The sequence below is a fragment of the Saprospira grandis genome (assembly GCF_027594745.1).
Taxonomy (GTDB): domain Bacteria; phylum Bacteroidota; class Bacteroidia; order Chitinophagales; family Saprospiraceae; genus Saprospira; species Saprospira grandis.
The window spans coordinates 1,678,731-1,702,057 of the sequence record NZ_CP110854.1; the positions used below are offsets into that span (position 1 = coordinate 1,678,731).

The following is a 23,327-nucleotide window of genomic DNA, read 5'->3' on the forward strand; positions in this document are numbered from 1 at the left end:
AGCAAGTAACAGCGAGCTGCGACATAGCCCGACCCGACCAAAGGGACAACCAGCCCCTATAGGGGCGCCAGTTCGACAACCGAAGGGCGTAGCGGCAGCCCCAAAAAAATCGCCCCTAATAACAGCATATTAGGAGCGATTCAGAAAGGCTTTTCCTTAGGGCTAGCCTTTAGATAATGAAGATGGTTTCGGTTTCATCTTGGGCGGGAAATTGGCGGCTGAGTAGGCCAGTGACCTGCTCTCGCATTTGCTCAAATTGGGCCCGAACGGCCTCCAAAAAAGGCTGATCGACCAAGGCTTTGAGCTCTTTGAGGTTGCTCATGCCCTCGCCTTGTCTAAACTTATAGGTTTGCTCGTAGAGGCCATCTTCAAACTTGATGCTGTAGCGCAATCCCTGCTCGAAAAAGGTGACCTTCATGTCGGTGACCTCTTCTAAATATCCAATAACTCTCATAATTTTGTGGCTTTTGGGCAAAGATAGGGAAATTAGGGAAAAGGGAGCCTAGTTAGAGACCGACTAAGTCGATCAGCTTATAAATATCTGCAGCCGCATCGGGCTCATTTACTTTCTTCAGTAGCTTTGCTCTATCGTAAGCCGCTTTCTGATTGGGTTTGAGTAAAGCATAAAGATTTGCGGCCCCCTTCTTAGAGCTTTTGTAGTAGTTCTCTGTTTTCTTATAACTAACTAAGTGCTTTTTCAAATCAGGCAGTAAGTCATTATAGCTCAAATAACACCTTTGTGTTTGTTTGTAGTGCAACAACAGCCAAAACTCTAGGCAAGGAAAGTTTTCCCAAACTTCAAAAATTTCAGGAAAGTCAGCTAGTAAATTAGTTTTGATACGCTTATAATCATTTAATTTCTTAGGGTTCCCCTCTCTATCCTCTTTATAGGGCACATCTAAATCAACAATCCAGATCACCTTATCTCCTAATTTAGCATCTGCTTCCTGACAAATTTCGCTTAGCTCTTTTTCTATATCTTTAAGTGTTTTTTTAGTTGGCAGACGAGGCGCAATATCTATATCTAAGCGTTCAAAACCTTTTAGGCTATCCAGATACCACTTCTCCGTATCTCCATCCACAAAGAAGACTAACTTTTTCTTTACACTTCTTTTTTTACGGGCTTTAGTCGGTCTTTTGCGCATTGGCTAAGGGATTATAGGGATCATCTAAATTGGGAATTGCACCAAGTCGCCCTTTTTCATAGGCATGATAGTAGGCCTCTGAAGAGCGAAAATCTTTAGCCTCAAAATCAGCTAAAGAGAAAAGCTCTGAAGCCCCATTGGCTTGTTTTTCTGTAAACCAAATGGCATCCGCCCGCAGAATATCCTTAGAGCGCAAAAGCTCTCTTTGGTGGGTGCTGAGAATAAGCTGTGAATTGGGCTGACTATTGAGTAAAAAGCTAAGCAGAAAATGCTCTAATAGTTCGGGATGCAAGGAGCTGCCTACCTCATCAATAGAAAAAATAGCTGCTTGGCTGGCCAGAATAGCGAGCAAGCCACTAAAACCAAAATAGCGTTTTGTGCCCTCAGATTCTAGAGAATAAGGTAAGGCATAATAGCTAGATAGATTCTCATCTTTTACCTGATGCTTAATCATTAACTTTTTACGAACTATTTTTCCATCGACTACAAATTGAGCCAATTCAGATTCAGGGTTAGCAGCGACAAAGTCGTTAAAATAAGCTGGAACATCTTCTTTTTGCTCCTCAAAAAGCACATCCTCTATTTTCAGATCTGCTTTTTTTAGAAAAGATACTAATAGATTTTTATCTAAAATTCCTTTACTCAAGAGTGTAGAAACAATACCAGTCAAATCTAAGTCAGGGTTAATCATCCCATACAAAACCTCCTTAAACCAAGAAAGCGCAATTCTTAACTCTCGACAATCTGTATTGGCCTTATGAAAGGCCCCCAAAACAGTGCGGTTCCAGAGTACATGCGTCTTTAGACTTTCCTGCTCTATTTTAGAGAGTTTAATCTTAGAGCCCCAATTGATTTCACTCAACTGCTTGGCTAAATCTGTTTTTCGCTCATAAACAAGCGCCCGACGAGGTTCATAATAATGTAGACTTTCCTCTAAAATTGCTTCTTGATTAAAGCGAAAATAATAGTCAAACTCAATCCCTTCATGAATAAAGCGAATACTCAGCGCACTATCCTTTTCTAGCGGATCAGCACAAAACAAAAAGGGTTGATAGTCAATTTTATCGCTTTTATCGTTAGCCGCCTCTAGTTGTAGGTTACGCATAAATTCTAAGGCCTTCAACCAACTACTTTTACCTGAAGCATTGGGGCCAAAAATATACAGCAACTTCAACAGCTTCAATTTACTATTGGGCCGATGAATATAATATTCACTTAAATGCTCCGCCTTATTCGCCTCAAACGATAGGGTTTGGGCTTCTTGGATGGGACCAAAGTTTTCTACTGTAAATTCTATAACCATAAGTTTTCTACTATTTCATGTAAATATACAGCAGCGAAACCAGAAATAAAAGTAAATAAATGGCTTTAAACTTCTTCCCGCCTCGACAAAAGCAACAGACCCAACAACATCAATCCCCCATTCAACAACAAGATTTCAAAGCCAAATTTGTAGCCCCAAGCTTCTGCGTAGTGTTTGATGACAAAACTGAGCAAAGGGGCCCCAATCGCCAAAAAGGGAATATATTGGTCCTTGACAGTCCTTTTGCTAAACAACCCAAAGCTATAAAGGCCCAATAATGGCCCATAGGTATAGCCCGCCGCCTTAAATAATTGATTGATCACCGACTGCTCATTGATGTAGGCAAACAACAAAATAACCCCCACCAATAAGGCCGAAAAAAAGAGGTGCACCCGCTGCCGACGCTGCTTAGATTCCGCACTTTCATCCTCTTCCGACATCCCCAAAATATCTATGCTAAAGGAGGTCGTCAGGGCCGTCAAAGCCGAATCTGCACTAGAGTAGGCCGCCGCCACCAAACCCAACAAAAAGCAAATGCCCATGAAAATCGGCAGCTGGGTTAAGGCGAGTTGCGGATAAATCAAATCATAGGCAATTTTATCGCCCCGCATCGGAAAATCTAGGCCTTTTTGCTGCATATACAAGAATAAAAGCCCACCCATCCAAAGGAATAAAAAATTGACGATCAATAAGATAGCACTAAAACTATACATATTCTTTTTGGCCGACTTCAGGTCTTTGCAGGCCAAGTTTTTTTGCATCATGTCTTGGTCCAAACCCGTCATGACAATCGTGATAAACATACCCGACAAAAACTGTTTGAAGAAGTTGTTGGGGTTGCTCCAACCATCTTCCCAAAAGAAAAATTGCCCCAAATTAGCCGCATCTAAGGCCGAAAAACTCTCGGCTGCGCCCAACTGCATGCCCGACAATAGGTAGTATAAACTAAAGCCCAAGGCCAATAACATCATGCCCGTTTGCAAACTGTCGGTCCAGATAATTGTCTGTAATCCAGAGCGAAACGTATAGGTCCAAATCAAAAGCACCGAGCCTGAAGTGATGGCCCAAAGCGGTATCTCCCAACCGCCCAAACGCAAAATGCTGTCTAAAACCAACACCACCAGATATAAGCGAAAAGCCGCCCCTAAGGTCCTCGATAAAAGGAATAAACTGGCCCCCGTTTTATACGTCCGCTCCCCAAATCGCCCCTGCAAATAACTGTAAATGGAGGTCAAACGCAAGCGATAATATAGCGGCAATAAAACCTCCGCAATGACCAAGTAACCCGCCAAATAACCCAAAACAACCTGCATATAGGAAAAGCCCTGATTGAGCCCCCCCGCCCCCACTACGCCTGGTATCGAAATAAAAGTTACGCCCGACAAAGAGGCCCCAATCATCCCAAAAGCCACCAAGGGCCAAGGCGCCGCCCGATTCGCCCGATAAAAGGCCGCATTGCTGCTGTTTCCCCGACTCTGCCAAAAGGAGAGCAGACTCAAAAAGATAAAATAGCCCAAAAGCAAAAGCAGGATCCAAGCCGCCGATAGTTGTAGTGGATAGTTCATAGTTTTTGTTTTTTCTTGGGGCCCGCGGCCGCCCTAATTAGTGGGGCGGCCGCCGCTATGCTGCGGGGCTCACAAGTCTGTTCGGCCCTGCGCGGGCTTCGCCCGCTGGGTCTGGCCTTCGGCCACCCCTCCGCAGCGCTGGGCCATTGGCCCTTCGGGCCCAAGGCGGCTTTGCCGCCTTGCCGCAGCCCGCCAATTGGCCCTAATTTAAGCCCTAAAAAGGCCCTGGCAAACTCTTTAGCAGAGATAGCAAGCAAAAGTTTGAAAAAGTTGTATTTTTAAGGACGCAAAAGTCCCCAAAATTAACCGAATTTTTAATCCAAGAATATGAGTGCCCTAGGCGGAAACTATAAATTCAAGCACCTCAAGGTGTTTGGCTCGGTAGAAAACCTCTACCAAAATGTAAAGAAATACAGAAGGGTCTATGATGAGTCCGAAGCTCGTTATATCTATGCAGAAATGGCCCTCTATAATAAGTTGTTCGACGAAAAAGATTGGAATATTAGCCTGCGCCTAATATGTACCAATGAAGCCACCGAAGAACAACTCTGCGAACTCAAAAAAGACTTTAAGGTCAGTAAGGATACTAATGTCTTTTATGTGCGCGAAGGCTGGGGAACCCCGCAGCCCGGCTGGTGGAAAAAAGGCAAGTACCGCTGGGATGCCTATATCGGCGACGATTTTATTGGGACTAGCCACTTTTATGTTACCGATGGCGGCCTAGTGACGCCCACAGAAAATCCTTACCTCAAAATTAAACAGGTCCGCCTCTTTGAAAGCGATGGCGATGGCCTCGATTTAGAAAAGCGCCAATATCTTCAGGTCTTTTCTCAAGCCAAAACTCGCTATATCAATATCGAAATGGCCGTGGACCTCCTCAAAGAGGAAGAACTGCTCCCCCTAGAGTTTCAATTTAATTTCTATAATGATGCTGGCCAACATAAGGCCTATATGGAGTATTTCTCCGAAATTACCGATAAGCGACAGCAACTGAGCTTCGATACCGGTTATGGTCTCGATAAAGGCGGCTATTGGTTCGAGGATCGCTATACCCTAGAAATTATTTTTATGGACCAACTCATTGGGGTGGTCCCCTTTGAAGTGGGCCAAGAAGAAGAAGCCCTACAAGGTAAAATGCCTTTCCAAATTACTGGCCGCAAAACAACCACCCTAGGCCAACAAAATGAAGAAGGCGAGGAAGAAGTGAAAAAACTTAGCTATGAGGAGGCCGTGGCCGAACTCAATGCACTGATTGGCCTAGAATCCGTCAAACAACAAATTGATGAACTGGCCACTTACCTCAAGTTTATCCAAATCCGTAAGGAGAAAGGCTTTAAGGAAAATGCCGCGATCAATTTGCATACGGTCTTTATGGGCAATCCCGGCACAGGTAAAACAACGGTGGCCAAAATGCTCGGACAGATTTATGCCAGCCTTGGCCTCCTATCTAAAGGCCAAGTGCATGAGGTGGGCCGAGTAGATTTGGTCGGAGAGTATATCGGCCAAACCGCTCCCAAGGTCAAAAAAGCAATTGATAAGGCCCGTGGCGGTATCCTCTTCGTCGATGAGGCCTATGCCCTCTCCGATCGTGGCGATGATGGAAAAGATTTTGGTAAGGAAGTCATTGAGGTCCTCATTAAGGAGATGTCTGATGGCCCCGGCGATATTGCGATCATTTTTGCCGGCTATCCCAAAGAGATGAACCTCTTTATCCATAAGAATCCAGGCATGAGCTCTCGCATTCAGTCTACGATTCACTTCCCCGATTATCGCCCCGATGAGCTGATGCAAATTGCCGATTATGCCGCCGAAAAACGCGACATCAAACTGGATGAAGAGACCCTCAAGTTTCTTAACCGCAAGGTGGTCGAGGCTTATCGCGGCCGCAATGATAATTTTGGCAATGCCCGCTTTATCAATGGCGTAATTGAGGAATGTAAGCAGAATATGGCCCTCCGCCTGATGCGCCTAGGCGTTGAGGAAATGGAAAAAATGGAGGCCGAACAATTGTCTACCGTAATTCTAGAAGATGTAGAAAAAGCCTTTGGCCTAACAAATAAAGCCAAGGTGCATATTCCCATTGATGAGCCCCTTTTGCAAGAGGCCCTCAATGAGTTGCATAGCTTGGTCGGCCTAGAAGATGTCAAAAGAGATGTGGATGAGGTGGCCAAATTGGTCCGCTACTATACCGAAATTGGCCGAGATGTGAAAAAGGCCTTTTCGCTACATACCGTTTTTGTCGGTAATCCCAGTACCGGAAAAACGACCGTGGCCCGCATTCTGGTCAAGATTTATAAGGCCCTAGGCGTTTTGGAACGTGGCCATTTGGTAGAAACCGACCGCAAGGATCTGGTGGCTGGCTATACTGGCCAAACGGCCATCAAAACCGATGAAGCTATCGAGAAGGCCATGGGCGGCGGCCTCTTTATTGATGAGGCTTATGCGCTTACCCAAGGCGGCCAAGGCGATTTTGGTAAGGAAGCCGTAGATACTTTGCTCAAACGCATGGAGGACAAAAGAGGGGAGTTTATGGTCATTGTCGCTGGTTACCCCAAGGAAATGCGGCAGTTTCTAGAAAGCAATCCCGGCCTGCTCTCTCGCTTTGATCGCACCCTCAAGTTTAAGGATTATACCGCTGAGGAACTCTTTCAAATTGCCTCAGATATGTGCGAGCAAAAAGATCTTTATCTGGATCAAGAGGCCAGCAAATTGCTCCAAAATTATATTCAAGACCTACTGGACCACAAACATAAGTATTTTGGCAATGCCCGTAGCATCCGCAAGGTAGTAGATGAGGTGGTGCGCCGCCAAAACCTCCGCTTGGCCAGCATCTCACATGCCGAACGCAGCCACGAAATGGTCAAAACGATCAAGGCCGCCGACCTACAAGATTTCCGCCTGATCGAACAAGACGAACAACGCCCCGGCTCTATTGGCTTTAATCACCGTGGCTAAATCTATAACCCTTATATAAATGACTACACCTAGTCTTCTCTAAAGAAGGCTAGGCGTTTTTTTAGGCCTCCTGCCTGCAGCATCCGCTACCTTTACTCCCTTTGGTCGTCGAACTGGCGCCTCTTTGAGGCTGCTTGTCGCAGCTTGCTGTTGTTTTGGGGCCTCCGCTGCGGCTGCGCCTTGCGGCGCTACGTTGCGGGGCTCGCTGTTCGCTCGGCCCTTCGCCAGCTCCGCTGGCTCGGTCTGGCCTACGGCCCCCCCTCCACATCGCTAGGCCTGCGGCCCTTCGGGCCTGCTATATGGGCCAGTAGGTTGAGGGGTCAATTTTATTTGGATACAGAAAATCCTGAACAGTCCCCCTATGGACCTAAAAAAGGGAGTAGCCCCCTAGCTGGAGCTAAGAAAAAGCTAGGTTGAGCTAGGAATAACTTAAGTCGAGCTAGCCAAACCCTAGCTGGAGCTAGCAGCCTCTTAGGTCGAGCTAGGAAAGTCTTAGCTGGAGCTAACAAAAAACTAGGTCAAGCTAGAAATAGCTTAGGTCGAGCTAGCCAAACCCTAGCTGGAGCTAGTAGCCTCTTAGCTCGAGCTAGGAAAGTCTTAGCTGGAGCTAGCAAAAAGCTAGGTCGAGCTAACAAAAAGCTAGCTCATTGGACCTTAGCGATAAGTTCACTAAGTCAGTACTTTAACTTATTGGTAACAGTTGGGCATAAAAAAGGCGCAAAACCTAAGTTTTGCGCCTTTTAGGCGGCCGAAGCGGGAAGCCTGGCGAAAGCATAGCCGTTGAGCGGCCTAGCGATGTGGAAGGGGGCGGCGAAGCCGCAGACCAAGGCCGTCAGGCCGCAGGGCCGAGCAGACCTGCGAGCCCTGAAGCGTAGCGCCCGCCGCAGGCGGGAGGCCCCAAAAAGAAAAAACAACCCTAATCCACTCCTATTTCTAGGCCATCATAGGCAAATCGAATATGCTTGGGCAGTTGGGCCTCTTGTTCTTCATGCAGGCCCATATAGTGGCTAATATGCGTGATATAAGCTCGTTTTGGGCCAATGCGTTTGATCTCCTCTAGGGCTTGGGCCAGGGTAATATGAGAATAATGCTCCTCATGATGCAAGGCGCTAATGACCAAAGTATCGAGCCCCTGCAGATAGGCGTATTGGTCCTCAGGCATGGCCTTAAAATCGGTTAGATAGGCAAAATTGCCGATGCGATAGCCCATCACGGGCAGGCGGCCGTGGCTATACTCCACGGGCATCCAGTTTAGGCCGATGAGCGAAAAAGGCTGGTTTTTTTCTACCGTTTGCAATAAGACCCTAGGCACCCCAGGATAATCGGCGGCAAAAATGTAGGCAAAGCTCTCTTTGAGGGCCTTTTGGACGCGGGTCGTGGCATAGAGCGGCATATCCATTTGCTGCCGAAAATTAAAGGGGCGAACATCATCTAGGCCCGCCACATGATCTCGATGTTCATGCGTAATGACCAAGGCATCTAGGCGATCTACCTGGGCGGCCAGCATTTGGGCCCTAAAATCGGGACCACTATCAATGACCACCCTTTGGCCCTGATGTTCTACAAGAATAGAGACCCGCAGGCGCTGATTTCGGGGGTCTTTGGATTGACAAACCTCGCAATCGCAGCCAATAACAGGCACCCCCTGAGAGGTCCCTGTTCCTAAAAATCGAATTTTCATATTGTAATTACTTTAGCGCAACAAAAAGAGCGAGCCCTTTTGCTGCTTGTCTTTGCCTTCTTCTAATTGATATTGGGCCAAATAAATATATACGCCTTGGGGAGCGGGGCGGCCCTTAATTTTCCCATCCCAGCCCTGCATAATATCGACAGATTCAAAAATTAGGGCGCCATAACGATCATAAATTTGTAGGTGGTAATTGCCTATATTTTGGCCAAAGGCAGCCCGAGGTCTAAAGATCGGGTTTCGGCCATCGGGGGCCAAGGCATTGGGAAAATGAAGCAGGGGCTTTTGCTGCAGACAAAACTCATTGGAGCGGCTCGACCAAAATAAGTACTGCCCATTGGCCAGTTTTAGACGGCCCTCAGCCTGCACATAATAGCAGCGGTTGGCCTGCTCCGAATTCCTTAAATCTATAGGGTCTAAAAATGTTCGCTGACTGCTATCTAAAAAACTAATTTGCTGCCATTGGCCCTGCTCCAAAGCATAAAGCTGATAAAACTCGGCCTGTAGGCTATCGCCCTGCAAAGGCGACCAATCTAGGCGGTTTTCAAAATTGGCCAAGGCCTCTCCACTCAACTCTAAGCTTAGGGCCTGATTGCTCGAATAGCTTAGGCCGCAAAGGTCTCTGGCAATAATCCGATAATAATAGGGGCCCCCAGCACTGTCTATATTGACATCCAAATAGCTATTTTGTTGACTCGACTGACTGGCCAAAACCAATCGGTCTTCCCACTGCTGCCCATCCGTAGAGCGCTGTAGGCGGGCTTCTGCAAAATCACTATCCAAATCCCAACGCCAACTCACTTCTATGCCCGCATTGGCTGGGGCATAGCTCAAGTCCGTCAATTCTAAAAAATCAATGGGCCGATTGGCCGAAATATTAAAATCTAATACATTGCTATTCGCTCGATAGCTGCCATTTTCCTCCATGGCTTCTACCCAAAAACGCAACTGCTGTCCATCCTCGGCCCCTAGGTAGCTATAAGTAGTCGTCAGAACGGTATCAATCAGCTGCGGACTGCCGCCGTTTTCTTGCATCCAAAGCAAATAACCCGCTACCCCATCGGCCCAATTTTCATAGGCGTTCCAGTTCAAATCTAAACGGCGGCTACAAGGCTCAAAATTAGAGGATAAAAAGATAGAGCTATGTGGACCAGTAGTTCCATCATTGAGCGTCCCCTCTCCCAATGGCCCTTTATTGCAATTACTCACGGCTACAATCGCATAACGCACCAGTAAATCTGCAGAATTCACATCCGTGAACTGCGTCCCACTAACCAATTGATTATTGGCTGGATATGGAAAAAAATTACCTGATCCATAAGGATTCTCTTTGTATATCTGGTACCCAATAATACCTGGGCTCGGACTAGCCGACCAGCGCAAAACAGGTACGCCCGTCTGCAAATCTACCGACTGAATATTGGGCGTAATGGGCCGAGCATTATCAATAACCGTAGAGCGAGTTAAAATACTTGCCCCGCAAAGCATCCCAACTTGATAAAAGCGATTAGCTGAAGCCGTATAGATATACAACTCCCCCAACTGCGCCGGGTCCGTAATCGTGTCTATGGGCTGCAAGTTGCTGGCCGTAGGACCAGAAAAAACTACATAGCCCGTGAAATTTGTACAAAGATTGGCCGAAGACCAAGTCAGAGAATCATTGCTGCTGCCCGTCAATTGCCGAGCACAAAGATCAAAAACAGCCGCCTGCCCCCTCCCCCGCTCGGGCAAAAGACAAAGGAAAAGCAAGAGACCAAAAAAATATAAATAAATATTGCGCATAAAATTTTGCCTAGTTTGTTCAACAAGATAATCAAAAAGGAATAAAGGCCGAAAAGCCCCGCCTATAGCAGCACTAACGATTTAAGCCCCCTAAAGATTACCCAGCACTTTCTGCCTTGGCCCTAAAATATCCGTTAAAATCTGGCGGAAAACTTGGAAAACCAAAACAAAGTCTATACATTTAATGTATATACATATATAATATGAAACGGAAAGATTTTGTCAAATGGCTAGCCCTTAGCCCATTCTTATTTGCTATGCAACCACTATCTAAATTAGGCAATTGGAGCGACTCGCTCGACAATAGCGCCAAAATGCCCGTCCTCTTTTTGGGCCATGGTAGCCCTATGAATGCGATCGAAGAGAATCAATTTGTGCGCAACTTTAGAGATTTGGGTAAAAAATTGCCCAAGCCTAAGGCAATTCTTTGCGTTTCGGCGCACTGGCTCACCCAAGGGACCAAAATCATGGCTTCTGATCCGCCCAAAACAATTCACGATTTTGGCGGCTTCCCTCAGGCCCTTTTTGATGTGCAATATCCCGCTCCTGGCGACCAACAACTGGCCCGGGAGGTCCGCGATATGGTCGGTGGCGATTTGGACCACAGCTGGGGGCTCGATCACGGTTCTTGGTCGGTTATCAAACACCTCTATCCCAAGGCTGATGTGCCCGTCATCCAGATGAGCATTGATTATAATAAACCCGCCAGCTACCATTTTGAGTTGGCCAAAAAGCTACAGCAGCTCCGCCATAAGGGCGTCTTGATCGTAGGAAGCGGTAATATTATTCATAACCTCCGCCGAGTCAATTTTTCTAAAATCAATACGATTGGTTATGGCTACGACTGGGCCAAGGAGGTCCACGCCAAAACGGGCCAATACCTCAAGGACCAAAATTATCAGGCCCTCATCGACTATAAAAAGGGCGGCAAAGCCTTTGAATTGGCCGTGCCCACTCCCGACCACTATTTTCCCATGATCTACAGCATCGGCTTGGCCGACAAAAACGATCAAATCCGCCTCTTCAATGATGAGCTTTTAGGCGGTAGCCTCAATATGACTTCTTTCATTTTGGGCGAGGGAATTTAATTTTTTTGGGGCTGCCCCGCCCTGCGGGCGGGTCGGGCCATTGCGCAGCTCGCTATTCGCTCGGCCCTGCGCGGGCTGCGCCCGCTGGGTCTGCCGCCTGCGGCGGCCCTGCTACAGCCCCTCAGCCTGCGGCCCTCTGGGCCTGCTAGACGTAGAAAAGGAGCAAAACTTCGGTTTTGCTCCTTTTTTCTTTTAGGGCAAGGCCTTAAAAGAATAGCCTTTTGCGCTAAAATAAGCCAAGAGCTCCGGCAACAAAGCTCGAAGATGAGCGCCTGCCTTCAGGCTATCATGCAAGACGATAATGCTTCCATCTTGGGCCTTTTTTTTGAGCAGCTGCATAGATTGTTGGGGGCTTCTTTGGGCATCAAAATCGCCGGGAATAATTTCCCAAGCAATGATTTCATAGCCTTTGGCCCGAATCGCCTTAGCTTGGCTGGGCCGAATGCGGCCATAAGCTGGGCGAAAATAGCGAGATTGGATAAACTGCTCGGCTTTTTCCAAATCGGCTAGATAGTCGGCCGTACTGCTTTTCCAGCCATTGAGGTGGGCGTAGCCGTGCATGGCCAAACAATGCCCTTCGGCTAGGGTGGCCTGGGCCAAATCGGGCAAGGCTGCTACATTTTTGCCTAGGCAAAAAAAGCTAGCTTTTGCTTGATAGCTAGCGAGTTGGTCCAAAATCCAGCGGCTATGTTCTGCCGTGGGACCATCATCAAAAGTAAGGTAAAGGCAAGGCCCAGTAACAGAAGGCGGATAATGCGTGCGCATAGTGGAAAAAAAGCGTTGCCAAAAGCGGGGCGTATATTTAGGATACCACATCTCGATTCCAGATTTCCCAAGATTTTTCGGCTTGTCCAATGAGCATGGGCAAGCCATTTAATGTTTTGGCGCCTTGTTCGGCCCCTTTTTGCAAAAATAGGGTTTGGGCGGGATTATAAACGAGGTCGTATAAATAATGATTTGGACCAATGGCTTCATAGGGCAAGCTGGGGGCCTGATCTATATTGGGGTACATGCCCAGGGGCGTTGTATTCACAATCAATTGATAATCTTCTAGGAGTTCGGGGCTGAGGTCGCTGTAGCTCAGTTGCCAGCGTTCTGGGGTTCTGGACACCACCTTATGGGGAATCTCTTCTAGTTCTAGGGCGTGGGCCACAGCTCTGGCGGCTCCGCCATGGCCCAAAACGAGGGCTTGTAGGGCGGGCCCCTCTCCTAGCAGCTCTTGCAGCCCTAAGCGAAAGCCCATCACATCGGTATTATGGCCCATGAGTTGGCCATTGGGCAAAAACTGAATACAATTGACGGCCCCCACGGCCACGGCCGTAGGCGCTAAAACCGAAAGGTAAGGAACTACCGCCTGTTTATAGGGAATCGTTACATTGAGTCCCTTCAAATTGGGGTATTGGGCCAAAAGCTCGGGCAGGGCCTCAATTTGGTCTAGAGGGAAGGCCTTATATTCGGCGGGGAGGCCGGCTTTTGCAAATTTCTGATTAAAATAATTGGGGGAAAAGCTATGTTGGAGGGATTTGCCCAATAAGCCATAAAGTTGCATGCGAATAAGATTAGTGGGGAGAGAAAATAATTGGTCCAATTGGGTTTTGCAGGGCCGAAGGCCCGCAGGCCACAACAAGGCCTTTAGGCCGCAGTTCGACGACCAAAGGGAGTAACCGATTCGGCGGGGAGGCCCGTAGGGCCGCAGGCCTAGCGATGCGGCGGGGTGGCGCGCAGCGCCAGACCGAGTTTTTGAGCGCAGCGAAAAACGAAGGGCCAAGCAGACCTGCGAGCCCCAAAGCGTAGCGCCGCAAGGCGAAGCCGCAGCGGAGGCCCCAAAACGACAATAAAGGGAGAAAAGGCCCCTAAAAAAGCAGAAAGCCCCCAAAAAGGAGGCTTTGCATAATCTATTGATATTGTTTTTCGTAGTAATCGCGATAGCTACCAGAGACAATATGCTCCAGCCAGTCTTCATTATCGAGATACCATTTGACGGTTTTTTCTAGGCCCTCTTCGAATTGGAGAGAGGGGCCAAAATCCAGTTCATTTTGCAATTTGCTGGCATCGATGGCATAGCGGCGATCGTGGCCGGGGCGGTCCTTGATGAAGGTAATGAGTTGTTCGGCGCTACCGGCTTCTCGGCCCAGTTGTTTATCCATAATTTTGCAGAGCAGGCGGACCAGGTCGATATTTTTCCATTCATTATGCCCTCCAATATTATAGGTTTCGCCCAATTTTCCTTGGTGGAAAATTTTATCAATAGCGGCGGCATGGTCTTTTACCCAGAGCCAGTCGCGGGTATACTTCCCATCGCCATAAATGGGCAAAGTTTTCTGCTTTTTGATATTATTGATACAGAGCGGGATCAGTTTTTCGGGAAACTGATTGGGGCCATAATTATTGGAGCAATTGGAGATGACCACAGGCAGGCCGTAGGTATGGTGGTAGGCGCGCACAAAATGGTCGGAGCTTGCTTTGGAGGCCGAATAAGGCGAGCGGGGATCGTAGGCAGTTTCCTCGGTAAAGAGGCCCGTTTCGCCTAGAGTGCCATACACCTCATCGGTAGAGACATGATAAAATAATTTACCCTCCATATTATTGGCCCAAGCCTTACGGGCGGCTTGTAGGAGTTGGAGCGTGCCCATCACATTAGTTTCCACAAAAGCGAGAGGATTCTCGATAGAGCGGTCCACATGAGATTCTGCGGCCAGGTGAATCACGCCATCAAACTGGTATTGCTCAAAAAGTTGGTCGAGCAGATTTTGGTCCAAAATATTGCCTTTGACAAAGCTATAATTTGGGGCTTGCTCTACCGATTTGAGATTTTCTAGATTGCCGGCATAAGTGAGGGCATCTAGATTGACAATTTGATAATTGGGATATTTATTCACGAGCAGCTCCACTAAGTGGCAGCCGATAAAACCGGCGCCCCCAGTAATGAGCAAAGTTTTTTGATTTTTCATTAGAGGAGTACTTTTTTGAAGTATTCATAAGTTTTGGCCATCCCTTCGGCGCGGCTCACCTTGGGTTCCCAGTCTAACACTTCTTTAGCTAGGCTAATATTGGGTTGGCGTTGTTGGGGGTCATCTTTGGGGAGTGGGCGGTAGCCGATGCTTCCTTTGCCCACCATTTGGACCACCTCTTTGGCAAAATCGAGAATAGAGATTTCGTCGGGATTACCAATATTTACGGGCATTACATAATCGCTCATCAGCAGGCGGAAAATGCCATCTACCAAATCATCTACATAGCAGAAAGAGCGAGTTTGCTGTCCTTTACCAAAGACCGTAATTTCTTGGTCCAGCATGGCTTGAGAGAAGAAAGCGGGAAGTGCTCGGCCATCATCTACGCGCATACGGGGACCATAAGTATTAAAGATCCGTACGATGCGAGTTTCCAGTTGGTGGTAAGTATGATAAGCCATCGTAATAGCTTCTTGGAAGCGTTTGGCCTCATCATAGACCCCACGGGGGCCGATGGGGTTCACATTGCCCCAATAATCTTCTGTTTGGGGGTGAACAAGGGGGTCACCATAGACCTCTGAGGTAGAGGCGACCAAAATGCGGGCATTTTTGGCTCTAGCCAAGCCCAAAAGATTATGCGTACCCAAAGAGCCTACTTTGAGGGTTTGGATTGGAATCTTGAGGTAATCAATAGGGCTAGCGGGAGAGGCAAAATGCAAGATATAATCGAGTTCTCCGGCTACATGAACAAACTTAGAGACATCATGATGATGAAACTCGAAGCGTTTTAGGGGAAAAAGGTGTTCGATATTTTTGATATCGCCAGTAATGAGGTTATCCATGCCGATCACGTGCATGCCTTCGGCAATAAAGCGATCGCAAAGGTGAGAGCCCAGAAAACCTGCGGCTCCAGTAATCAATACGCGTTTCATAATTTATTAGGCTTTAGGGTGAACCGTAGCACGGCCAATACTTTCGTAATAAAAAGGTTGCTCACGCATTTGCTCTAGCGAGTAAAGGTTGCGGCCATCAAAGATAACTTTGCTATTGAGGAGGCTGGCAATTTTCTCAAAATCGGGTGTACGGAACTCATTCCATTCGGTTAGAATAGCCAAAGCATCTGCACCTTCTAAGGCTTCATACTTATTTTCGCAAAGCGTAATTTTATCGCCAAAGATTTGTTGAATATGGCTCATCGCTTCGGGATCAAAAGCCTGTACTTTTGCGCCTAGCTCTAGCAACTGCTCAATAATCAAAAGTGAGGGCGCCTCACGGATATCGTCGGTATTGGGCTTAAAAGAAAGGCCCCAAAGAGCGATCGTTTTGCCCTTGATTTCGTCGCCATAATAGTTTTCTAGCTTTTCGACTAGGCGATTTTTCTGTCTTTGGTTTACCTGCATGACCGACTTTAGAATTTTAAAGTCAAAATCATACTCTTCTGCTGTTTTGGCCAGGGCCTTTACATCCTTAGGGAAACAGCTTCCGCCATAACCGATACCTGGAAATAGGAAGCGCTTACCGATGCGATTATCTGAGCCCATTCCTTTGCGGACAGCATCTACATTGGCGCCTACACGCTCGCAGAGGTTAGCGATTTCGTTCATAAAAGAAATGCGGGTAGCCAGATAAGAGTTAGCGGCATATTTGGTCATTTCGGCCGAGCGTTCATCCATAAAATAGATGGGATTACCTTGGCGGACGAAAGGCATATAGAGTTGCTTCATCAAGCCGCGGGCGCGCTCAGAGTTGGTTCCGATCACTACACGGTCGGGCTTCATAAAGTCTTCTACGGCTACGCCTTCGCGCAAAAACTCGGGATTAGAGACCACATCAAAGAGAGACTCGTCTAGGTTTTTGGCCAAGATGGCATGTACTTTTTCGGCAGTACCTACGGGCACCGTACTTTTATCGACAATCACCTTATAAGAAGTGATCATTTTGCTAAGGTCATCTGCTACGCCCATCACATAAGAGAGATCGGCGGCGCCATCGCCACCGGGAGGGGTAGGCAGGGCCAAAAAGATAATTTCTGCATCTTTGATCGCCTCGGCCAGATTGGTCGTAAACTTAAGGCGGCCAGCCTGAGCATTGCGCTCAAAAAGGTGGTCCAATTCGGGCTCATAAATGGGAACCTGTCCGGCCTGCATTTGCCGCACTTTTTCTTCATTGATATCTACACAAATTACGTGATTGCCTGTTTCGGCAAAACAAGTTCCTGTTACTAGCCCAACATAGCCAGTCCCTACGATTGCAATATTCATAGCCTAGAAATGATAATTATGGTTTAAAAATCTGGGCAAATATACAGTGAACTCATTTAAAAACAACTGTCCTTGCGCTTGAAAGCTAATTTTGTGCAGGCTAAGCAGTTGGCTTTTAATTGAATTTTCTTGTTTTTGGACCTCTTGATCGAAGTCCTCTTAAGCCCATTCCATTATTTTGATGAAAGAAGAAGCTGTTTATTCTTCTATTTAGTCGTAATTTTTGTCACAGAGGGTTTTGTTTTGGGGCCTCCGCAGCAAGCTGCGGCGCTACGGTTACTCCCTTTGGTCGTCGAACTGCGGACTAAAGTCCTTGTTGTCAGGGCTCGCTACTACTTGCTTCGCTGCGTCGGCTCCCGTTGGTCGGGTCGCTCGGCCCTGCGGCGGCAAAGCCGCCTAGGTCTGGCCGAACGGCCACCCTTTCACATCGGTTACTCCCTTCGGTCGTCGAACTGCAGCCTAAAGGCTTTGTTGTGGCCAAACGAGCTAGACAAAAAAGCGGCTGCGCCCTTGGGGCGCAGCCGCTTCTGTTGGCCCAAAGCCTTTAGTCTTTATTGGCTTGTTTGCGCAACTGTGCTTTGAGTTCTTTTTCCTCGCCTTTTTGTCCGTTCTTAGTCAGAATTTCTTGGGCCAGATTAAAGAAATTGATGGCGCCTTTAGAGCTAGCGTCGTACATAGCGACGGGTTTACCTTCGCCTGGAGCTTCGGCAATCCTGGAGTTTCGGTGGATGACCGTTTTAAAGACTCTTTCGCCAAAGTACTTGCGGGCCTCTTCTACCACCTCTTTGGCGAGGCGGAGGCGGGCATCGTACATAGAGAGCAGGATGCCTTCAATATCGAGTTGTTTATTGATTTGGCTTTTGACTAGGCGGATGGTATTCATCAATTTGCCTAGTCCTTCTAGGGCAAAGTACTCGCATTGGACGGGGATGACTACAGAGTCTGAGGCCGTCAGGGCGTTTACGGTAACTAGGCCCAAAGAGGGCAAGCAATCAATAATAATAAAGTCGTATTCTTCTTTGAGGGGGGCAATTAGGCCCTTCATGATATACTCTCTTTGCCAGCGGTTGATCAGTTCGATTTCTGCGCCGACCAGATTGATATGGGCGGGCAGTAGGTCTAGGTCGGGCGTAGAGGTAGACTGAATAATTGTTTTGGGGTCCAGTTCATTGACCAAACAGTCATATAAGCTCTGTTCGATACTATCTGGAGAGATGCCTACTCCTGAGGTGGCATTTGCTTGGGGGTCTGCATCAATGAGGAGGACCTTATGCTCTAAGATGGCAAGGCTAGCGGCCAGATTGATGGCTGTAGTGGTTTTGCCCACTCCTCCTTTTTGGTTAGCGATGGCGATTACTTTTCCCATATGATTACTGCCCGAGGGCATTTATTAACGTCTTTTTGGATACCCAACAAAAGTAATTTTTTTTTCCCTCAATTACAAATAGAAGATTGGGGCTGGGGCTACTGCTTGGCGGCGGGCGATTTGGCCAAAACTGGGCTTGGCCCAGCGCTGCGGAGTGGGTGGCCGAAGGCCAGACCCAGGGCGGAACGAAGTGGAGCCCGCAGGGCCGAGCAGACCTGCGAGCCCCGAAGCATAGCGGCGGCCGACCTAGGCGAAGCCTAGCCGGCCGCGGGCCCCAAAAAAAAGCCCCCCTACAAAAAGTAGAGCGGCTTAGCTTTAGCTTATTTCAATTTGCCGAGGGCTTTAAATTGGCCATTGGCTTGTTGTTGCCAGAGTTGATTTTGGGCATCTAGGCCCCAGAGATTTTTAATCTTGGCCTTGGGCAGTAGGGGCTTTTGGGCATTGCTGCGGTAAACCAATCCCTGCTCGGTCTCGATAATGAGTTCTTTGAGGGCCAGTTGCTCCCCATTTTCATTTTGAATAGTGAGGGTTTTATCGCTAGCCAACACCTCTTGCCAGGGGGTATTTTGGCCATAAGCCCAGCTGCCTGACTCTTGGATCAGCTGCTGTTCTGCCTTGGCCAGGGCTAGGGCTCTTTGCTCTTTTTGAGCCGCCAATTTTTCTTCATATTGGGCCAACTCCTTTTGGTAGCGCGCCTGGCTAGCTTGGGTGTAAGGAATGAGGGGCTGCACCGCTAGAGACAGCTTTTGGTCCTTATTTTTGAGTTGCAATTGGTAGTGCAATTCGTCCTGTTTTTGGATACTGATATCCGTCCAGTTCATCTCAAACCATTCGCCCTTAATTTTAGATTTAGGGGCCACCCAGAGCAGCTCCTTATATTGGGCCAAAGTTGGAAACTCCTGCGCATCTAGGTCTACATTAAAGACCTGCATATTCTCCTTGAGTTTTTCGGGAGCCAAAGGCTTTTTGGGCAAGGGGAACTCCGCTTCAATTTGGGCCTGCAAGGCTGCCGTTTCGGCAGTAGCCATAGGTTGCCAACTTTGGTCGGCGGCATTAAAGCGATAGAGGGCCAAACTGCCTTTTTCGGACCAAAAAAGCTGTAAATTTTCGGCCTCCGTTTGCAATTGCCAAACGGCTTTTTGCCAAACAAAATCGCCTGATTCTTGGGCCAAAGGCAGCAAACCCGCCTGATAGCTCGCCAAAGGCGTTTGGATAATGCGGCAGCGAAGGTCTTGCGGGAGCTCGCCCTGCTGGGCCTCTAGCTGAGGCGGCAAAGCTGTGGCATAAGCTTCATATTCGGGCAAAAAGTTGAGTACGTCCTGATTTTTTGCGCTTTCTTTAGGCAGCATCCACCAGGTCAAAATGGCCAAGAGAATAGCCATAGCCGCCCCCAATCCATAGCGGATAGCGGCTGGCGTTTTGGCCTTGGGCTCCTCTGCTGCCTGCGGTTTTTCAGCTTGCCCAGTTTGCGCTTCAAACTGCCCCATCAGGGCCTCAAAGTCTTGGTACTGAGCAATTTTCTCGCTGCTAAGCGGAGGTAAATCGCGTTCAATTTTGTAATTGTTATTCATGACAGTTAGTTTATATTAGTGGTCTATGCCAGCTTTTTGAGCATTTTTTTCATTTTCTGTAAGAGCCGATACACCTTCACTTTTGCATTGTTTTCGGTAATATCTAAGATCTCTCCTACTTCCTTGAATGGGCGCGACTCGAAGAAGCGAAGCTCCAATATTTGGACCTCCTCGGCCTTGAGTTGCTCAATAATTTCTTGCATCTGCTTGTAGCGAAATTCTAGACCGACTTTATCCTCAATCTCCATTTCGTCTTGCAACAGCTGCAGTTGTTGTTCTTCAATGTGCACCACTCTATGTCGGCGGTTTTTTCTAAAAAACTGGGCAATTTCATTGCTGGCCAAGCGGTACAGCCAGGCCCCAAAAGCTAAGCCTCTAAACTCATAGCTGCCCAGATTTTGCATGGCTTTTAGAAATACCTGAGAGCAGAGGTCTGCGCTCAAGCTCTCATCCCCCGTCCGCTTATAAATGAAGCGAAAAATGGGTTCATGATAACGCCTATACAGTGGCCCAAATGCCCGGGGCTGTTGCTGCGCCTGCTGAATCAGCTCCCATTCGGCTTTTAGTTCTTCTTGGGTTTTTGGAATATGGTTGGAAGATGTACTCATCTGTCTTTCTTACTGTGAACGGACTGCGTTCTATTCGCTAATAGAATATTGAAAATCATAGACGTATTGTCGCCCTTCTTTTTCTACAATTTTACGAGATAATAGCCCTGCTGGCCCCTCGTATTCATAGAAAATGCGCTCCTCCAATTGCCGATCGCCATTCGCATTAAAGCGATAGCGTTCTTTTTTGGCGAGCCGTTGACTACTATACTGGTAATTTTCATCCCAAATTAGTCGATTCCTTCGGTCTTTCCTAGTTTTTGTCAATACTTGGCCCTCTTCATTCAGCTGGGCCCGCTCTCTATATACTAAACGATGTTGCTCATGATAAAGACGAGCCAATTCGGCCTCTTGCTCATAGCTGTACAAAAGTAAGCTTTTATTGGGCCAAATGGACTGCATGGCATTGAGGTCCCTCATTTGTCCTACATCCTCCACTTTTTGCCGCAACAAACGCCCCTGCTCATCAAAGTCATAAACAAAGAGTTGCCGAAACTGCCGCTCCTGCTTATATTCCGTCACTTTTTGCAAAGGAACCGAGTCTTTTTTGTACAAAAAGCTGTGCAAATACACCAACTGCTCCTCCTGCAAACTGTCAAACTCGAATTCATCAATGGCCAAAATTTGCCCCTGCCGATAGTAGTAGTCCAAACGACGCTCCTTATCGCCCGTTGGCAAATAATAGGTACTTTTGTAGGGCCGGCCATCCCGAAGGATATGCCGCTCCAACTGATAGGCCGCCTGCACTTCCTTGCCCAAAGCCCCCAAAGACAAACTGCTGTCCAACTCATTGATAGCCAACCAAACAGATAGGTCATTGTAGCCACCAGCCTCTTGCAAAGCCACTACAGAATAGGGCCGTTCGGGATAAACCTCTGCAAATTTATCTTGCAGCAGCTGGGCATTTAGCCCCCAACTCAAAGCAGAAAAAAGTAGCAAAAGACGCATCATGAAAAAAAGAATTTAATTTATCGACAGACTTTATTTATTTTTTGGGGCCTCCGCAGCAAGCTGCGGCGCTATGTTGCGGGGCTCGCAGGTCTGCTCGGCCCTTCGCTTTTTTTCGCTTTGCTCAAAAAAGCTCGGTCTGGCCTGACGGCCACCCCTCCACAGCGCTAGGCCAATAAACGCCTGGCCCAAAACAAAGTCTCTCCACATTCATTAAGACAAAATTACTCAAAAGATACAAGGATGCTCAGGCCTTTTTGTTTGCAAGCTGCAATTTTGCCCAAAAAAAATTATCTACATGAAAAAACTAGCCCTACACTGGCAAATTTTATTAGGCATGTTAGCCGGTATTGTCCTAGCAGTCATCGCCCTGCAATTTGGAACCACCCTAGAAAATGGGGAGAATACCGCCGCCATCTTTATCCAAAACTGGATCAAACCCTTTGGGACCATTTTTATTAACCTGCTCAAAATGATTGCGGTCCCTCTTATTGTCACTTCGCTCATTAAAGGGGTGGCCGATCTCCAAGATATTTCTAAGCTCTCCCGCATGGGCGGCCGTACCATCCTCTTTTATGTTTGTACCACCATTATCGCCGTGAGCATCGGCCTGATTATGGTCAATCTGATTGAGCCCGGCGGCGGCGTTTCTGAAGCCACCCGAGACGGCCTTTTGGCCCAGTTTAAAGGCGATGCCGATAGCAAGATTATGGCCGCCGCCGCCGAAAAAGGCAAGGGCCCTCTCCAAGCCCTAATTGATCTGGTCCCTTCCAATATCTTTGTGGCCCTCTCTAATAATGGGCTGATGCTGCAAACGATTTTCTTTGTCATTTTCTTTGGCATCGGCATTATCCTAATCGACCCCAAAAAAGCCGAACCCGTCAAGGCCTTTTTTGATGGGGCCAATGAGGTGGTCCTCAAACTGATTGACCTCATTATGTTGGGCGCTCCCTATGGCGTTTTGGCCCTTATGGCCTCTCTTGTGGCCGAAGCCCCCGATGCCGAGATTTTCTACGCCCTGATTTGGTACGCCCTAACGGTGGTCCTTGGCCTAGCTAGCCTTATTGCTATTGATGTGCTGCTGGTTATGCTCTTTGCCAAAAAGTCGCCTAGCTTTTTTACTAAAAATATTCTCCCCGCCCAATTACTTGCCTTCTCGACCAGCTCTAGTGCTGCTACTCTCCCCGTTACCATGGAGCGAGTAGAAGAGCATATTGGCGTGAGCAAGGAGGTCAGTAGTTTTGTTTTGCCCGTTGGCGCTACCATCAATATGGATGGGACCAGTTTGTACCAAGCCGTTGCCGCCGTATTTATTGCTCAAGTGCTCGGCTATGAGCTCACTTTGGGCGCCCAACTAAGCATTGTGATGACCGCTACCCTCGCCTCTATTGGCTCCGCTGCCGTGCCCGGTGCGGGTATGCTCATGCTGGTGGTGGTCCTTGAGTCTATTGGGGTCCCCTCTGCAGGTATTGCCCTCATCTTCGCTATTGACCGCCCCCTCGATATGTGTAGAACGGTGGCCAATGTTACTGGAGATGCCATGGTGGCCACTTCTGTAGCCGCTAGCTTGGGCGAACTCAAAGAACCTGAGGTAAAAAACTGGGATGACCATTATCATAAGGAGGAGTAACCGCCTTTAGCCGCTATAAATAGTTTTATCCTTCTAAGGGCGCATAGGGACAAGTTCTTAAGTAACAAGAAGGTATTTGGGGCCCTGGGCTGAAGCCCAGGGTTATTGACTGAGCGAACGGACGGACTAAAGTCCTTGTTCGCTTTTCAACTCCTAAGGCTATTCACTAAACAAGAAAATGAACCCAAGCCCCAGCAGCAAACAAGGGCTTTAGCCCGCTAGTTTGCATAGACCCGCAACCATGGGCTTCAGCCCATAGCTATAATCAGCTTCAGCCCGACTACTAGTATAAGAGCCCTTACAAAACTTTAAACAGACTCGCCGAAGAAGAACCTTAAGCTAGGAAAAAGACAGATAGGCGGCGAAGCCGCCGCAGGCCTAGCGATGCGAAAGGGGGCGGCGAAGCCGCAGACCTAGGCCGTTAGGCCGCAGGGCCGAGCGAGTAGCGAGCCCTGACAACAAGGACT

The 23,327-nt window shown here is 47.9% G+C and carries 18 protein-coding genes; 3 read left to right on the plus strand and 15 right to left on the minus strand.

The genetic code is table 11. The annotated features are described in order from the left end of the window. Positions 1-169 precede the first annotated feature (169 nt). The 4 genes from OP864_RS06665 to OP864_RS06680 all read right to left on the minus strand — a co-directional run bounded on the left by OP864_RS06665 (position 170) and on the right by OP864_RS06680 (position 4,013). On the minus strand, positions 170-454 hold the full coding sequence (locus OP864_RS06665) for a hypothetical protein (protein WP_015692081.1): 285 nt from the start codon (positions 452-454) through the stop codon (positions 170-172). Positions 455-506: 52 nt separating this feature from the next. Continuing rightward, positions 507-1,145, minus strand: coding sequence for an RloB family protein (locus OP864_RS06670; RefSeq protein ID WP_270100465.1), 639 nt, complete (start codon positions 1,143-1,145; stop codon positions 507-509). Further along, complete coding sequence (locus tag OP864_RS06675) at positions 1,126-2,448, minus strand: AAA family ATPase (protein WP_270100466.1); 1,323 nt, start codon at positions 2,446-2,448, stop codon at positions 1,126-1,128. Before OP864_RS06675 ends, OP864_RS06670 begins: the two co-directional genes overlap by 20 nt. Before the next feature lie 65 nt (positions 2,449-2,513). Then, positions 2,514-4,013 (minus strand): sodium:solute symporter, encoded by a 1,500-nt coding sequence (locus tag OP864_RS06680; RefSeq protein WP_270100467.1) that lies wholly within the window; start codon positions 4,011-4,013, stop codon positions 2,514-2,516. A 327-nt stretch (positions 4,014-4,340) separates the two neighbouring features. Between OP864_RS06680 and OP864_RS06685 the strand changes: the two genes are divergently transcribed. Beyond that, entirely contained in the window at positions 4,341-6,968 is a 2,628-nt protein-coding gene (locus OP864_RS06685; protein WP_270100468.1) for an AAA family ATPase, read from the plus strand. A gap of 916 nt (positions 6,969-7,884) precedes the next feature. On the opposite strand, the gene OP864_RS06690 is transcribed toward OP864_RS06685, so the two are convergent. Both OP864_RS06690 and OP864_RS06695 read right to left on the minus strand, forming a co-directional pair. After that, positions 7,885-8,649, minus strand: coding sequence for an MBL fold metallo-hydrolase (locus OP864_RS06690; protein WP_270100469.1), 765 nt, complete (start codon positions 8,647-8,649; stop codon positions 7,885-7,887). A gap of 12 nt (positions 8,650-8,661) precedes the next feature. Then, on the minus strand, positions 8,662-10,437 hold the full coding sequence (locus tag OP864_RS06695; RefSeq protein WP_270100470.1) for a T9SS type B sorting domain-containing protein: 1,776 nt from the start codon (positions 10,435-10,437) through the stop codon (positions 8,662-8,664). Positions 10,438-10,694: 257 nt separating this feature from the next. Here OP864_RS06695 and ygiD point away from each other — a divergent pair, with 257 nt between their 5' ends. Then, a complete protein-coding gene (gene ygiD / locus OP864_RS06700) occupies positions 10,695-11,525 on the plus strand; it encodes a 4,5-DOPA-extradiol-dioxygenase (RefSeq protein WP_489886454.1) in 831 nt (276 codons plus the stop codon). 192 nt (positions 11,526-11,717) lie between these two features. On the opposite strand, the gene OP864_RS06705 is transcribed toward ygiD, so the two are convergent. The 9 genes from OP864_RS06705 to OP864_RS06745 form a co-directional block, all read right to left on the minus strand. Further along, positions 11,718-12,341 (minus strand): polysaccharide deacetylase family protein, encoded by a 624-nt coding sequence (locus OP864_RS06705; protein WP_270100472.1) that lies wholly within the window; start codon positions 12,339-12,341, stop codon positions 11,718-11,720. Beyond that, positions 12,328-13,074, minus strand: coding sequence for a shikimate dehydrogenase family protein (locus tag OP864_RS06710; protein ID WP_349294451.1), 747 nt, complete (start codon positions 13,072-13,074; stop codon positions 12,328-12,330). The genes OP864_RS06705 and OP864_RS06710 overlap by 14 nt, the downstream gene beginning before the upstream one ends. A 346-nt stretch (positions 13,075-13,420) precedes the next feature. Continuing rightward, a complete protein-coding gene (gene rfbB, locus OP864_RS06715) occupies positions 13,421-14,476 on the minus strand; it encodes a dTDP-glucose 4,6-dehydratase (protein WP_270100474.1) in 1,056 nt (351 codons plus the stop codon). Beyond that, positions 14,476-15,408 carry a UDP-glucuronic acid decarboxylase family protein gene (locus OP864_RS06720; protein WP_270100475.1) on the minus strand — a complete coding sequence of 311 codons (933 nt, stop codon included), beginning with the start codon at positions 15,406-15,408 and terminating at the stop codon, positions 14,476-14,478. The genes rfbB and OP864_RS06720 overlap by 1 nt, the downstream gene beginning before the upstream one ends. A 6-nt stretch (positions 15,409-15,414) precedes the next feature. Further along, on the minus strand, positions 15,415-16,737 hold the full coding sequence (locus OP864_RS06725) for a UDP-glucose dehydrogenase family protein (protein ID WP_270100476.1): 1,323 nt from the start codon (positions 16,735-16,737) through the stop codon (positions 15,415-15,417). Positions 16,738-17,281: 544 nt separating this feature from the next. After that, positions 17,282-18,103: a ParA family protein gene (locus OP864_RS06730; protein ID WP_270100477.1), complete on the minus strand. Its 822-nt coding sequence runs from the start codon at positions 18,101-18,103 to the stop codon at positions 17,282-17,284. 320 nt (positions 18,104-18,423) lie between these two features. Then, positions 18,424-19,674 (minus strand): hypothetical protein, encoded by a 1,251-nt coding sequence (locus OP864_RS06735; RefSeq protein ID WP_270100479.1) that lies wholly within the window; start codon positions 19,672-19,674, stop codon positions 18,424-18,426. A 23-nt stretch (positions 19,675-19,697) separates the two neighbouring features. Beyond that, positions 19,698-20,282 (minus strand): RNA polymerase sigma factor, encoded by a 585-nt coding sequence (locus tag OP864_RS06740; protein ID WP_270100480.1) that lies wholly within the window; start codon positions 20,280-20,282, stop codon positions 19,698-19,700. Positions 20,283-20,312: 30 nt separating this feature from the next. After that, the gene (locus OP864_RS06745; RefSeq protein WP_270100481.1) at positions 20,313-21,233 is read right to left on the minus strand and encodes a hypothetical protein; all 921 of its coding nucleotides are present in this window, start codon (positions 21,231-21,233) and stop codon (positions 20,313-20,315) included. A 295-nt stretch (positions 21,234-21,528) separates the two neighbouring features. On the opposite strand from OP864_RS06745, the gene OP864_RS06750 reads away from it, so the two are divergent. Next, positions 21,529-22,860, plus strand: a complete 1,332-nt coding sequence (locus OP864_RS06750) for a dicarboxylate/amino acid:cation symporter (RefSeq protein WP_270100482.1) — start codon at positions 21,529-21,531, stop codon at positions 22,858-22,860. Positions 22,861-23,327: the final 467 nt, after the last annotated feature.